Here is a 14,049-nt window from a genome sequence, read left to right on the forward strand (position 1 = left end):
CCTCCCGCAGAACAAAAGCGGAAAGTGTAACCCATGTGTCCGGTACGTACCGTCACCTATGTCTCAGGCTGCTCACACGCTTCGCGAGCTACGGCTGGGCAAGCCAGCCTCTGAACATTATTGACGCGAAGCGATCGAAAGGCTGCCGCGCCAAGGCCCAGCGGGCTAAGGCGGGCCTTTCGCCGGGCATGCGACGCCCTGAAAGGGCCCCCGACGGGTCCAAAATTGCCTCCGTTCGGTCATCTTTTCGATTCCCGCCCGAACCACCGTTCCGGCTCCTGTCATCAGCGTGGAGTATCGCCGTGATGAGTGATCTTCGCATCAAGCTGGAAAGGTACGAGTCCAAAGCCGCCCACTGCATGAAAGCAGCTCAAGAAGCGAGCGACGAGGCCGGAAAGGCTTTTTATGAGGAGCTCGCTCACTACTACGACGAGCTGGCAGCGGATTTTCGGCGCGTCCTTGCGAAACGGACCGGAGCCTCGCTGGCAGCGGAATGACCCTGGCTGGTGCGGGTCAACGGTTCGATCCTCTCACCGCTTACCATCGTCTGACGCCCCGCCGCGCGCGCGACATTCAGAAGACTTCTCGCCGAGGTGACCGAAGGGGCTGCCTCAACTGGTTGACTCTTGTCATTTCGGCACTGGGCCATTCCGACCAAGTTGCCAGAGATACTCCATCGGCCAAGCGGACATCACCGGCCGGCATAGTAAACCGCCCGTTAACTCGGGGTTGATATCGTGCGTCGTGTTCGGGTGGTGACCGCCCGGCTGGCCGGGAGTAGCCATCATGCCCGTCGAGATGCTGACTTATGCCGAGCTAGGCGAGCGACTCAGGATATCGCCTGAGGCAGCCAGATCGCTCGTGAAGCGACACCGGTTTCCCCGTTCTCGTTCGAACGATGGGAAGACCCTGGTTCATGTCGATCTCACCGAAATCAGCCATTCCCCCATCACACGTCCCCCCCAAGCTCCGGCCGGTCACCAGGTGGTCACCGCCCTCAGGGAGCACATTGCCACGTTGCAGGCCGATCTCCTGGAGATGAGGGCCATAGCCGGCAGTCATCGGTCCGACTTCGAGAGAGAGTGCGACCGCACCAACAAGCTGCTGGCCGAATTGCTCAAGGCCAACGTCGAAACTGCGGTCGCCCGCGAGAAGGCCGCGCATCTGGAGGGGAGGCTGTCGACAGCGAAGCCACCTTTGAGGCGACGGCTGGCCGAGGCCTTCACCCACATCCCGCTGGACACCATTCGCTGGAATATCGGTCGCACTGCTCGATCCAGCTGACTGAATAGTCGGGGTACCTCGCGGCGGGGTTGGCACCCGGGCTGCGGCGCACGAAGCTGTGCCGTTCGCAGTCCATCTATTTTCCTGTAGTCCCCTTTGTCTTCCTCGTTGCCGCTGGAGGCCGCTAGGAACTCGGCGAGACTCAGGCTTTACTACATATTATTTCCGACTTTTTGCCGGTTCGATGCCCGTTTCCGTTTTGGGAGTTTCGGAAAGTTTTTGCCCGCCAGCTCCGCATCCGCCTGAACAGCGGCTGCGGTTGCTTCCGCTGCTCGCGGCGCTCAAACGAAATCCGCTGGAATGCTGGAGTGCAGAATTCTTTCGCGAGCCGATCGCGAAAGTCAGGCTTCCCTTCACCGATGCCATCCTCGTGCACGACCCGGCAGCCATCAAGCATGTGCTGGTCGACAATGCCGGCAACTACCGCAAGGACCCGATCCAGCGCCGCATTCTCGCCAGCGGTCTCGCCGATGGGCTGTTGAGCGTCGAGGGGCAGCGTTGGGAGATGCAGCGGCGAACATTGGCTCCTCTGTTTGCGCGGCGCACGGTCACGTCCTTCACCTCCGCGATGCTGACGGCGGCCGACCAGCTCGCGGAGAGATGGCGTACCCTGGGGCCGCGGGCAACCGTCGACATCGCGGCGGAGATGACGCTGATCACGCTGAACGTGCTCGCCTTGACCATCTTCTCGGACGGCATTGGTGGCGACTACGACGAATTCCGCGCCGCGATGAGCGCCTATTTTACGGTGATCGGCCGCATCGGCGCCTTCGATCTGCTCGGCCTGCCGCAATCGGTGCCGCGGCCCGGCCGCGGCCGTCTGCGCCGGACGATGGCCTATTTCGAAGGGATCATCGACCAGATCATCGCAACGCGGCAACGGCGGCTTGCCGGCCTCTCTGCGGGCGGGGGGCCCTCCGATCTCCTGACGCTGCTGCTCCGCGCGCTCGATCCCGCGACCGGGCGCGCGATGTCGCTCGCCGAGGTCAGATCGAACATCCTGACCTTCCTGTCGGCGGGACATGAAACGACGGCCAATACGCTTGCCTGGTCGATCTTCCTCCTGTCACAGGCGCCGGATTGGCGGGCGCGGGTGCAGGCGGAGGCCGGGCGCGAACTGGCAGGACCGGTCGAGGGACTTGCGGATCGGCTGGTCGTAACCCGTGCCGTGGTCGAGGAGGCGCTGCGGCTCTATCCGCCCATCGCTGCGTTGAGCCGGATGGCCGAGGGGGCGGATACGCTCGGAGGCCTCAAGATCAAGCCGCGCTCGCTGATCGTGATCGCGCCTTACGTGCTGCACCGGCACCTGCTGTTGTGGCAAAGGCCCGACGCCTTCGATCCGTCGCGTTTCCTGCCCGAGGCGCGCGGGGCGATCCCGCGCTTTGCTTATCTGCCGTTCGGCAGCGGGCCGCGCATTTGCATCGGCGCGTCCTTCGCACTGCAGGAAGCGACCATCGTGCTCGCGGCGCTCATGCATCGCTTCGACATGGAGCTGTTGCCGGCCGCCAAAGTTTGGCCGTCGCAGAAAATTACGTTGCGGCCGGCAAACGGGCTGCCCATGCACCTGAGTACGCGCAATTGCGAGGCTCGGGCGGCTTGCGGATGCGAGACACAGAGGGCGTGATGGAACAGCCAAGCGGACATGAGCAGAATGCGGACCAGATCGCCTATTGGAACGGACCCGGCGGGCAGCGCTGGGCCGATCGCCACGCGACGCAGGAGGTTCTGCTCGGGCCGATCGCCGGGATTCTAATCGATCGCGCGAAGCCGACGCCGGGCGAGCGCGTGCTGGATATCGGCTGCGGCTCCGGTGCGACCACCGTCGCGTTTGCGAAGGCGGTGGCGCCGAATGGCGTTGCGCTCGGCCTCGACGTCTCAGGTCCCATGCTCTCGCAGGCCCGCGCGTTTTCGCCAAAGAACCTGCCGCTCGATTTTGTTCTGGCGGATGCGACGGTCTATCCGTTCGAGCCGGCGAGCTTCGACCTGCTCGCATCGCGCTTCGGCGTGATGTTCTTTGCCGATCCGATTGTCTCGTTCACCAACCTGCGCCGCGCGTTGAAACCTTCGGGGCGGCTGGCTTTCATCTGCTGGCGCGAGCCGCGCGAAAACCCCTGGATGATGACGCCGCTGATGACGGTCTACAAGCATGTGCCCAAGATGCCGCCGGTCGGGCCGGAGGATCCCGGCCCGTTCGCCTTCGCCTCGGAAGAACGCGTAAGGCGCATCCTGAATGGTGCGGGCTTTGTGGACGTGGCGATGGAGCCGCATAACCTTGCGATGGATATCGCGATCGGCGGCGGGCTCGACGCGGCTGTCGACGGCTCTGTTCAGATCGGCCCCGCCAGCCGCGCGCTGCAAGGCCATCCGCCGGAGACCGTTGAGGCCGCCAAAGGCTCGATCCGCGAAGCGCTGGCGCCGTTCGTCGAGGGGCAGTCGGTGGCGCTGCAAGGCGCGATCTGGATCGTGACGGCGAAGGCGGCGTAGGCGTCGTCACACCACGTTGTCGGGCGCCAGCGCGCAGCTGTTGTCCTGGCTGGTCTCGATCTGGATCGTCGTGTGACCGATCCGGTGTGAGGTTTTCAGGAGCTGCGCCGTCTCCATCAGGAAGGCGTCGCCGGGGTGGCCGCCCAGCATGACGAGGTGACACGTTAGCGCCGTTTCCGTGGTCGAGATCGGCCAGACGTGCAGATCGTGGATGTCTGAGACACCGGGCCGCTGCATCAGAAAGCCTTTGATGGCGTCGAGGTCGGTGCCTCGTGGTGCGGCGGCCATCGACATGTCGATGGAGCTGCGGAGCAGGCCCGTCGTGCTCCAGAGGATGACGGCACAGATCAGGAGGCTCGCCAGCGGATCGAGCCAGAGCCAGCCGGTCCACATGATCAGCGCCGCCGAGATGACCACGCCGAGCGAGACCGCCGCGTCTCCGGCCATGTGCAGGAACGCGCCCTGGATGTTGATATCGTCCTTGCGGCCGCTTGCGAACAGCATTGCGGTCGCGCCGTTGATGAGGATGCCGATGCCGGCGACGATCATCACCGTGACCCCGGCGATCGGCTCGGGCTCGCGCAGGCGCAGGATCGCCTCCCAGCCGATCGCACCGGTTGCGACCAGGAGGAAGACGGCGTTCGCGAGGGCCGCAAGGATGGTCGAGGCGCGGAAGCCGTAGGTGAAGCGGCCAGTGGGCGCGCGCCTGGCGGCGACCGATGCACCCCAGGCCATGACGAGGCCGAGCACGTCGCTCAGGTTATGGCCCGCATCGGCAAGGAGTGCGGTCGAATTGGCGATGTAGCCGTAAACGCCTTGCGCGACGACGAGCGCGGTGTTCAGCGAAATGCCGATCGCAAACGCCTTGCCGAAGCTTGCCGGCGCGTGGACATGCGCACCGTGGCCGTGCCCGTGGTCGTGCCCGGCATGGTCGTGGTGGTCACGGTGGTGATGATGGCCGGCATGGTGGTCGTCCTTGTCCACGTCTACCGCTCCCCGAAATCGGCGTGCGCCAAATCAAAACCCATTTTAGGCGTTTCGCGGGCATCGTCACGACGGAACAGCACGTAGAGCGCCGGCAGGATCAGAAGCGTCAGCACGGTCGAGGAGATGATGCCGCCGATTACGACGGTCGCGAGCGGCCGCTGCACCTCGGCGCCGGCGCCGGTCGCAAGTGCCATCGGCACGAAGCCGAGGGAAGCGACCAGCGCGGTCATGAGCACCGGGCGCAGACGCGTCAGGGCGCCTTCGCGAACGGCCTCGACGAGCGGCGTGCCCTCGCTCCGCAGCCGTTCGATGAAGGCGATGATGACGAGGCCGTTGAGCACGGCCACACCCGAAAGCGCGATGAAGCCGACGCCGGCGCTGATCGACAGCGGGATGCCGCGCAGCAGCAGCGCCGCGATTCCGCCGGTGAGCGCCAGCGGCACGCCGCTGAACACCAGCAGCGCATCGGCCGCCGACCCCATGCTCATGAACAGCAGGAGGAAAACCAAAAGTAGCGCCACAGGCACGACAATGGTCAGCCGCTTGGTCGCCGAAACCAGTTGCTCGAACTGGCCGCCCCAGCCGATCCAGTAGCCGGGTGGCAGCTTGACCTTCTGCGCAACGGCATCCTGCGCCTCGGCGACGAACGAGCCGAGATCGCGCTCGCGGACGTTGGCGGTGACGACGATCCGCCGCTTGCCGTTCTCGCGGCTGATCTGGTTCGGCCCTGGCGTCGCCTCGACGGTGGCGACGGAGGACAGCGGCACGTAACGCATCTGCGTCAGCGGCGAGGCGGCGAACGCGGTCCGCAGCGGCGCCGTCTCCTCGCTGGGCGGCAGCGGAATCGGGATCGCGCGGATCGAATCGAGATTGCCGCGCAGGCGTTCCGGTAGCCTCACCACGATGTCGAAGCGCCGGTCGCCCTCGAATAGCTTGCCGGCCGACTTGCCGCCCACCGCGATCTCGATGATGCCCTGCACCTCGCTGACGCTGAGGCCGTAGCGGGAGAGGGCCTGGCGGTCGAGCCTGACGGTCAGGATCGGCAGGCCGGAAACCTGCTCGGTCTTGATATCGGTCGCGCCGCGAATGGTCCGGATCGCCGCCTCGACCTGCTTCGCGGCGCCCTGGAGGATGTCGAGATCGTCGCCAAAGATCTTGATGCCGATGTCGCTGCGCACACCGGAGATCAGCTCGTTGACGCGCAACTGGATCGGTTGCGAGATCTCGTAGTTGCTGCCGGGGATTTCGTCGGCGGCCTTGTCGATCGCCTCGATGACCTCCGATTTCGGCTTGCCGGGGTCCGGCCATTCGGCGCGCGGCTTCAGCATGATGTAGCCGTCGGTTTGGGCCGGCGACATCGGATCGGTCGCGATCTCGGCGGTGCCGATGCGGGTGAAGAATTCCTTCACCTCCGGAATCTGCCGGATGCGTTTCTCCAGGGCCTTCTGAAGATCCAGCGACTGGGTGAGGCTGGTGCCGGGAATGCGGATCGCAGCCAGCGCGACGTCGCCCTCGTCCAGGCTCGGGATGAACTCGCCGCCCATCCTTGATGCCGCAACGCCGCTGGCGATCACGATGGCGGCAGCAGCAGAGGCGACGGCACGGCGATTGTCGATGGCGAGGCGGAGCAGGGGAAGATACATGCGTTTGGCGCCGCGCATGAACAGGTTGTCGATCTCCGACACCTTGCCGGTGACGAGGATCGCAACCGCCGCCGGCACGAAGGTGATGGAGCACAGCACGGCCGCGGCCAGCGCCATCAGAACGGTGAGCGCCATCGGCGTGAACATTTTTCCTTCGACGCCGGTCAACGTCAGCACCGGCAGATAGACCACGGCGATGATCAGCGTCCCGAACAGGCTCGGCTTGATGACCTCGCGCGAGCCGCGCAGGATGGTGCGCAGGCGCTCAGGCGTGGTGAGCAGGCCGCCTTTCGCCTGCTGCGCCTTGCCGAGCATCCTGAGACAATTTTCGACGATGATCACCGCGCCGTCGACGATGATACCGAAATCGATCGCGCCGAGACTCATCAAATTGGCGCTCATTTTGGTCCCGACCATGCCGGTGATCGTCAGCGCCATCGAGAGCGGGATCACGCAGGCCGTGACGAGGGCGGCGCGGATGTTGCCGAGGATCAGGAACAGAACGGCGATGACCAGGGCGGCGCCTTCCAGCAGATTGTTCTGGACGGTGCGGATGGTGGCCTCGACCAGATGGGTGCGGTCATAGACCGTGCGCGTGACGACGCCTTCGGGCAGCGATTTGGCGATCTCCTCGAGCCGGGCCGCGACGCGGCGTGCGACGGTGCGGCTGTTCTCGCCGATCAGCAGCATGGCGGTGCCGAGGACAGTCTCCTCGCCGTTCAGGGTTGCCGCGCCGGTGCGCAGGTCGCGCCCCTCGATCACCTCGGCGACGTCCCTGACCCGGACCGGATTGCTGCCGCGCGCGCCGATCACGATGTCCTGGATTTCACTGACGTTGCCGACCTGGCCGGGCGAGCGCACCAGATATTGCTCGCCGTTGCGCTCGATATAGCCGGCGCCGACATTGGCGTTGTTGGCGGCGAGCGCCGTCATGACATCGCGGAAGCCGAGCCGGTAGGCCATCAGCTTGCCGGGATCGGGCAGCACGTGGAATTGCCGTTCGAAGCCGCCGATGGTGTTGATCTCGATCACGCCGGGCACGTTGCGAAGCTGCGGCTTGATGATCCAGTCCTGCACGGTGCGCAGGTCGGTCAGCGAATAGTCCTCGCCGCCTTGCGCCTTATCAACTTGGATCTTGGCGCCCGGTTTCGCCTCAACCGTGTACATGAAGATTTCGCCCAGTCCGGTCGAGACAGGACCCATCGCCACTTCGACGCCGGCGGGGAGTTGGTCCTTCACCTGCTGGATGCGCTCGCCGACGACCTGGCGCGCGAAGTAGATGTCCGTGCCGTCCTTGAAGACCACGGTGACCTGGCTCAGGCCATAGCGCGACAGCGAGCGCGTGTAGTCGAGGCTTGGCAGGCCGGCCATCGCGGTTTCGACCGGAAAGGTGATGCGTTGCTCGGTCTCCAGCGGCGAATAGCCGGGCGCGCGGGTGTTGATCTGCACCTGCACGTTGGTGATGTCGGGGACCGCGTCAATCGGCAGACGCTGGAAATCCCACGCGCCGTAGGTCAGTGCGCCGATCGCGAGCAGCATGATGAGCCACCGCTGACGGATCGAAAAGGCGAGGATGCGCTCAATCATGATCGGCGTCTCCCTTGCCCATCTCCGCCTTCACGACGAAGCTGTTCTCGGCGACGTAACGCTCGCCGGCCGATAGCCCTGCCTTGATCTCGACATAGCGCGGATCGGACTCGCCGAGCTCGACCGGGCGTGCCTCGATCTTGTCGCCATCCTCGCGGACGAAGACGATGGTCCGGTTTTCCAGTGTCTGGATGGCGCTGGCCCGGACCGCCACAGCGACGTTGCGCGCGGCGAGGATCAGCCGTGCGGTGACGAACAGGCCCGGCCGCAGGCGTCCGTCGGCGTTCCCCAGCACGACGCGCGCCAGCGCGGTCTGGGTCTCGCTGACGCCGACGGGGGCCAGGTAGGAGATCGTGCCCTTGATCTCGCCGCGGCCATCGTCAGGATTGATCAGGACTTCGTCGCCGAGGTGCACGCGCTTGATGTCCTGGCGATAGATCGAGAGGTCGACCCAGATCGTAGAGAGATCGGCGACGACGAAGGCTGGCTTCTGCTCGGAGGCATATTCGCCGAGCGAAATCTGCCGGTCGATGAGCGTGCCGCCGATCGGCGCCTTGAGGTCGTAGGCCGTCAGGCTCTGATTGCTTTCGATCGACGCTAGCAGCTCGTCCTTGGCGACGGTGTCGCCGATCCGCTTGCGTATCGATTTGGCAATGCCGGGGAAGCGCGGCGTCACCTGCACCACGGCCTCCTGGTTGGCGCGCAGCACGCCGTTGAAGGAGAGCGTATCGGTCAGCGTCGCGCTTGCGGCTTCCGCGAGCGTCACGCCCGCTGCGGCAAGCTTGACGTCGGAGATCCTGATGCGATCGGCGCCGTGCTCGTCCTGCTCGACATGCGCGTTCGCCGGCTTCTCCGGCGTCTTGTCCTGGGCTTGGCTCGCGGTTTCGACCTTGGCCGGCGCCAGCATGGCGTAGCCATAGGCGCCGAGTGCGGCGGTGACGAGAGCCACGAGGATGGTCGAGGATGTCTTCATCTGGCGCTCTCCCGGGCAAGCGTGAGGGGATTGCCGACGAGGCCTTCGATGGTGGCGACCGCGGCATGGAAGTTCTGCTGCGCTTCCTGCTCGCGCAGGCGCGCCTGGACGACGCTGGCTTGCGCGTCGAGCACTTCGAGCAGCGTGAAGCGGCCCTGGCCGTAGCCCTGGGAAATGGCTTCCGCCGCTTCCTGCGCCTTGGGGATCGCGGTCTCACGCAGCACGGCCAGCTCGCGCAGCGAGCCCTGGAGCGAGTCATAGGCGCGACCGGCAATCACGATCAGCGTGTTGCGATTGGCTTCGCGCTCGGCCTTCGTCTTGGCGAGACTTTCCTGTGCCGAGAGGATGTTGCCCTGGTTCTGGTCGAACACGGGAATCGGCACCGAGACGGTGAGGCGCACCGCGTCGTCATTGGTCTCGTTGAAATGGCGCCAGCCGGCGGCGATCCGCACGTCCGGATACGGTTTCAGGCGCGCCAGCAGCAGCTCGGCGTTGCGCTGCGCAAAGACGGCGGTCCAGCGCACCAGTTGCGGATTGGCATCGATGGCGGCGACAACCGACTGGAACGAGGGCGGACGGCCGGTGGCGTCAAGCCGTCCGGAGACATCAGCGAATTTCGGCGTGGGATCGCCCATCAACACGGCGAGCTCGCGCCGAGCGCTGGCAAGCGTCGCCTTGAAGCGCTCGCGGTCGGCCTTCACCAGCGCGGAGGCGACCTCGGCGCGGCCGGTCTCGGCGGGCGAAGAGGCGCCGGCCTCGACACGGCGGCGGAGCAGGGGCGTCAGGCGATCGATCGCGGCGACCTGCTCGTCGAGGATCTGGATGCGGCGCTGGGCGCCGAGCACGCCGAGGAAGGCGATGGCGGTCTCCGACAGCACCTCGAGCCTGACAGCCTTGCGCTGGATTGCGGCGACTTCGACACCGGCGCTACCCGCGGCTATTCGTGCCTCGCGCTTGCCGAACAGCTCGAACGCCTGGCTGATCTGGAGCGTGGTCTCGGCCGACTTCGTGCCGCGGTAGATGCCGGAGCCGAAGGAATTGTCCTGCTCGTAAGTAAGCTCCGGGTTGAGCAGCGCACCCGCCTGAATGCGCTGTCCTGCCGCGATGCCGACGTCGCGTTCGGCTGCCGACAGCCGCGGGCTCGCGGCCAGCGCGCGCGTCAGCGCGGTGCGCATGGTCAGGGTCTGCGCGTCTGCGGACTGCGCGAGCAGCGCGTTGATCAAGAAAGCCGACGCGCACGCCAAGCGCGCGGCAGTTCGCCTGCAAAACATGGAAACGACCTGTGGAGGATGAAGCTAAGAGGCGCGCGAGCGCCCCGACCAATCCGTTCAGGCAATATGTTTGGGAGGCGGGGAGTCCGTGTCGGGGACCACCCCGGCGACGGCGGGCAGGCGAGGTGGCTGCGGAGCGGCGACGAGGGCGTTCAGCGTCCCGGCCTGTGCCGGCTGCGTGACCGTTACCGAGAAGCAGCCATGGCAATGATGGCCGGCGAACGCCTTGTGATCGGTATGGCCGGCGGCCCCATCGAGCGCTAAGGCGATCTCCGCCTTGCCGGTAGGGTTCGTCACATCGAGATCGTGCGCGCCGTGCAGCAGGCCCGACAGCAGGTAGATGGTTGCGACGAGCACGGCCAGCAGCCCGCGCAGATCGCGCGTGCGAAACATTTCGAATGGCCGGCGGATCGCGGACACGTGCTCACTCTCGTTGCGGTTCGTGTCCCGCCTAGCACGCCCGCGGGAACAGTGTCGACCCGCAACATTGTTACGTCCCGAGAATAAACGCCGCAGCGGCGACAGGCTGTCGCGATTGGTTCTCGCGTGCGGGTGCGATCAGGACCTGTACGTCGTGGCGATGCGACAAGATCGTATCGGCTGCTGCCGTTGGTTTCGGAATGGTGCGGCCATCGCCGGCTTCAACCGTCACCGCGACGTGGTAGCCCTCTTCCATCGCCCGTTCCAGCCATTTGATGGCTTCGTCGATCCATTGGTCGTGGTGCTCGGGATCTGCGATCGCCTTTTCTCGAAATGCGTTTGCCTGGTTCAGGCATGCCGTTCTGCGATCCACGCGGCTCTCCCGCTCCTTTGGGGGCGCCCCGACCGCATCTTTGATGATCCCGGGATTGGCGTCGTTAACATACGACAGCTAATGCAGCGCAAAAACGAAAAGGCCCCAGATCCGGCGCGGACCGGCTGGGGCCTTTGTGCTCACAATCTATGTTTCCCTTGGACTTGTGCAGATAACCCGCATCTCGATGATTCGTTCCCGTCTGGAAGATCCGCTTAGGAACATTCCTTGCGCCGCTTCATTAGCGCCACGGAGCATTTGAGGAGGATGGGCTTATGGACGGATTGATCTATCTCATCGGCTTGATCGTCGTGATCATGGCGATCCTGTCGTTCTTCGGCCTGCGCTGAGAGCGCCGCGATGACTATCGAAGCTCTCGTGCAGGAGGAAGTCATGGAAGGCAGCGTGCCCGCCGCCGAAGGGCGCCGGGTCATCCAATGGAGCTCGGTGCTGGCAGGCGCGTTCGCCGCCGGTGCAATGTCGTTCATCCTGGTCGGCTTTGGCGTCGCCATCGGCCTCGGCGTCAGCTCGACGTCGCCGACATGGCGCGATGCATCATCGGCGCTGGCGCTGTTGTCGGGACTGTATCTGATCCTCCAGGCGATCGTCAGCTTCGGCTTTGGCGGCTACATCGCCGGGCGGATCGCGCGGCCTGCGCCTGCGCTCGCAACGATCGAGGATGACGGCGAGCGGCGGGACGGGCTGCACGGACTGACATCATGGGCTCTGGCGGTGTTGATCGGTGCGGCATTGCTCGCGATCCTCGGCGCGTCCGCGATCGAGCGTTCGCCGATACGCAGCTCGGCCAGCAACGTGAGCGCCGCCGAACCCTTGTTGAGCTATGAGCTCGACAAGCTGTTCCGCGCGTCACGTCGCCCTCCCAACGCAGACATGAGGGAGGCCCGCGCCGAAGCCGGACGGATCCTCATGACATCGTCGAGCCACAGTGGCGTCAGCAGCGATGATCGCACCTATCTCGTGCAACAGACGGCCGCGCTGACGGGGCTGGCAACCGCGGATTCCGAGCGGCGCGTCGATGCCGTGATCGCGGAGGCCCAGACGGCGATCAACCACGCGCGGCGCAGTTCGATCATCGTCGCGTTCTCGGTCGCCGCGGCAGCCCTGATAGGAGCCGTCGTCGCCTGGGCGGCGGCAGTCGCCGGTGGACGCCACCGCGATGGCGAACCCTTGCCGCAATGGATGGCGAGCTCGAACCGGTTCCATCGCGGCCGTCGCGCGATGCCGATGCCGTAAATTCAGGGCCATGGCCGGGACGAGACCGGCCATGGCTTCGTTTGGGAATCCTACGCCCGCTCTTCCCAGATCATCGCGAGATGCACGATAGTCTGGACGGCCTTTTCCATGTCCTGCCGGCTGACCCATTCCAGGCGCGAGTGAAACGCGTGCTCGCCGGCAAAGATGTTGGGGCAGGGCAGTCCCATGAAGGACAGGCGCGAGCCGTCGGTGCCGCCGCGGATCGCGGTGCGCATCGGGCGCAGCCCGGCGCGGCGGATCGCTTCGATGGCGTATTCGAGGATGTGGGGGTGACGGTCGATCACCTGCTTCATGTTGCGGTACTGCTCGCGCACCTCGAACTTGTAGGTCGAGCGCGGATACTCCTTCATCACGTCCTTGACGATGCCCTCGAGCAGCGTCTCCTTTTCCTTCAGGCCTTCCTCGGTGAAGTCGCGGACGATGAAGGACAGCGTCGCCTGCTCGAGCGCGCCGGAGATGCCGATCGGATGCAGAAAGCCCTGCTTGCCCGAGGTGGTCTCGGGCGAGCAGCCTTCCTTGGGCAGGCGCTCGACGATGGCGGCTGCGATCTTGATCGCGTGCTCCATCTTGCCCTTGGCATAGCCGGGATGGGCAGAGACGCCCTGGATGGTGATGGTGGCGCCGTCAGCCGAGAACGTCTCGTCCTCGACGCTGCCGGCGCTCTCGCCGTCCATGGTGTAGCCGAAATCGGCGCCGAGCTTCTTCAGGTCGACATTGTCGACGCCGCGGCCGATCTCTTCATCGGGCGTGAACAGGATCTTGATGGTGCCGTGCTTCACATCGGGATTGTTGATGAAGAAATGCGCGGCATCCATGATCTCGGCGACGCCGGCCTTGTTGTCGGCGCCGAGCAGCGTCGTACCATCGGTGGTGACGATGTCGTTGCCGATCTGGTTCTTGAGCGCGGGATGCTCGGCGAAGCGGATCACCTGGGTGGGGTCGGCTGACAGCGTGATGTCGCCGCCGCGATAATTCTTCACGACCTGCGGCTTGACGTCCTTGCCCGAGCAGTCGGGCGAGGTGTCCATGTGCGAGCAGAAGCAGATCACCGGCACCTTCTTGTCGGTGTTGGACGGGATCGTCGCGTAGACATAGCCGTAGTCGTCGAGATGGGCGTCCTCGACGCCCATGGCCTTGAGTTCGGTCACGAGCACGCGACCGAGATCCTTCTGCTTCTCAGTCGAGGGCGAGGTCGGGGATTCGGGATCGGACTGGGTGTCGATGGTGACGTAGCGCAGGAAGCGCTCGGTCACGGTGTGGGTAAAGGTGAGGGACATTTCTTCTCATAGCCGCCGGGGTCGGATGAGGGGCGGTATACCAGAAAAGCGTCATTCCGGGGACCGCGTGTCGCCGCCGCAACGCGGCGTGAACAGGCTTAATGAACCGTAAGTCTCAGCTCGCTTCGGCCAGTTCCCTGAACGGGGCGGACGGCGGCTTCCGGCGCTGGAATTTGCAGCCGCCTGGCACCAGACGATTCGGGACCTGACGGTCCGGTTACCCCGGGGCGAATTTCGGTGAAGTCTCGCAGAAACACCCGATGTTTACGGGAGAGGCGCAACGTCCTTGACTTCACCAGGTCGCACCTTTAAGTCCCCCCTCGTTCCGCATGGCTTTGCCCAGCACGCGGGAGTAGCTCAGTTGGTTAGAGCGCCGGCCTGTCACGCCGGAGGTCGCGGGTTCGAGCCCCGTCTCTCGCGCCATTGAATCAATGGCTTAGCGCGGAATTCTCCTGGAACGCCACAAACGATAAAG

General features: G+C 65.1%; 12 protein-coding genes and 1 tRNA gene. 6 read left to right on the forward strand and 7 right to left on the reverse strand.

What is annotated here, in order from left to right:
* Positions 1–305: 305 nt before the first annotated feature.
* The 4 genes from SO140_RS38800 to SO140_RS38815 all read left to right on the forward strand — a co-directional run bounded on the left by SO140_RS38800 (position 306) and on the right by SO140_RS38815 (position 3,768).
* The gene (locus SO140_RS38800; protein WP_449382903.1) at positions 306–497 is read left to right on the forward strand and encodes a hypothetical protein; all 192 of its coding nucleotides are present in this window, start codon (positions 306–308) and stop codon (positions 495–497) included.
* Between the two features lie 289 nt (positions 498–786).
* Positions 787–1,284 carry a hypothetical protein gene (locus SO140_RS38805; RefSeq protein ID WP_498541328.1) on the forward strand — a complete coding sequence of 166 codons (498 nt, stop codon included), beginning with the start codon at positions 787–789 and terminating at the stop codon, positions 1,282–1,284.
* A 259-nt stretch (positions 1,285–1,543) separates the two neighbouring features.
* Positions 1,544–2,908, forward strand: a complete 1,365-nt coding sequence (locus SO140_RS38810; protein ID WP_498543868.1) for a cytochrome P450 — start codon at positions 1,544–1,546, stop codon at positions 2,906–2,908.
* Entirely contained in the window at positions 2,908–3,768 is an 861-nt protein-coding gene (locus SO140_RS38815; protein ID WP_449382900.1) for a class I SAM-dependent methyltransferase, read from the forward strand. The genes SO140_RS38810 and SO140_RS38815 overlap by 1 nt, the downstream gene beginning before the upstream one ends.
* A 6-nt stretch (positions 3,769–3,774) precedes the next feature.
* On the opposite strand, the gene SO140_RS38820 is transcribed toward SO140_RS38815, so the two are convergent.
* From SO140_RS38820 to SO140_RS38845, 6 genes are all read right to left on the reverse strand, one after another.
* Complete coding sequence (locus SO140_RS38820; protein WP_498543869.1) at positions 3,775–4,752, reverse strand: cation diffusion facilitator family transporter; 978 nt, start codon at positions 4,750–4,752, stop codon at positions 3,775–3,777.
* Between the two features lie 2 nt (positions 4,753–4,754).
* Complete coding sequence (locus SO140_RS38825; protein ID WP_449382898.1) at positions 4,755–7,985, reverse strand: efflux RND transporter permease subunit; 3,231 nt, start codon at positions 7,983–7,985, stop codon at positions 4,755–4,757.
* The gene (gene ihpB, locus SO140_RS38830; RefSeq protein ID WP_449382897.1) at positions 7,978–8,958 is read right to left on the reverse strand and encodes a divalent metal ion exporter adaptor subunit IhpB; all 981 of its coding nucleotides are present in this window, start codon (positions 8,956–8,958) and stop codon (positions 7,978–7,980) included. Before ihpB ends, SO140_RS38825 begins: the two co-directional genes overlap by 8 nt.
* A complete protein-coding gene (gene ihpA, locus SO140_RS38835) occupies positions 8,955–10,229 on the reverse strand; it encodes a divalent metal ion exporter subunit IhpA (protein ID WP_498543870.1) in 1,275 nt (424 codons plus the stop codon). The genes ihpB and ihpA overlap by 4 nt, the downstream gene beginning before the upstream one ends.
* Before the next feature lie 57 nt (positions 10,230–10,286).
* The gene (locus tag SO140_RS38840) at positions 10,287–10,649 is read right to left on the reverse strand and encodes a hypothetical protein (RefSeq protein ID WP_449382895.1); all 363 of its coding nucleotides are present in this window, start codon (positions 10,647–10,649) and stop codon (positions 10,287–10,289) included.
* Positions 10,650–10,719: 70 nt separating this feature from the next.
* Positions 10,720–11,022: a hypothetical protein gene (locus SO140_RS38845; RefSeq protein ID WP_449382894.1), complete on the reverse strand. Its 303-nt coding sequence runs from the start codon at positions 11,020–11,022 to the stop codon at positions 10,720–10,722.
* A 360-nt stretch (positions 11,023–11,382) separates the two neighbouring features.
* Here SO140_RS38845 and SO140_RS38850 point away from each other — a divergent pair, with 360 nt between their 5' ends.
* Positions 11,383–12,276 carry a hypothetical protein gene (locus SO140_RS38850; RefSeq protein ID WP_449382893.1) on the forward strand — a complete coding sequence of 298 codons (894 nt, stop codon included), beginning with the start codon at positions 11,383–11,385 and terminating at the stop codon, positions 12,274–12,276.
* A 50-nt stretch (positions 12,277–12,326) separates the two neighbouring features.
* Here the strand turns inward: SO140_RS38850 and pepT are convergent, their stop codons facing one another.
* Positions 12,327–13,574: a peptidase T gene (pepT, locus tag SO140_RS38855; RefSeq protein WP_449382892.1), complete on the reverse strand. Its 1,248-nt coding sequence runs from the start codon at positions 13,572–13,574 to the stop codon at positions 12,327–12,329.
* Between the two features lie 346 nt (positions 13,575–13,920).
* Here pepT and SO140_RS38860 point away from each other — a divergent pair.
* A tRNA-Asp gene (locus SO140_RS38860) sits at positions 13,921–13,997 on the forward strand.
* Positions 13,998–14,049: the final 52 nt, after the last annotated feature.

This window comes from Bradyrhizobium sp. UFLA05-108 (assembly GCF_059803455.1).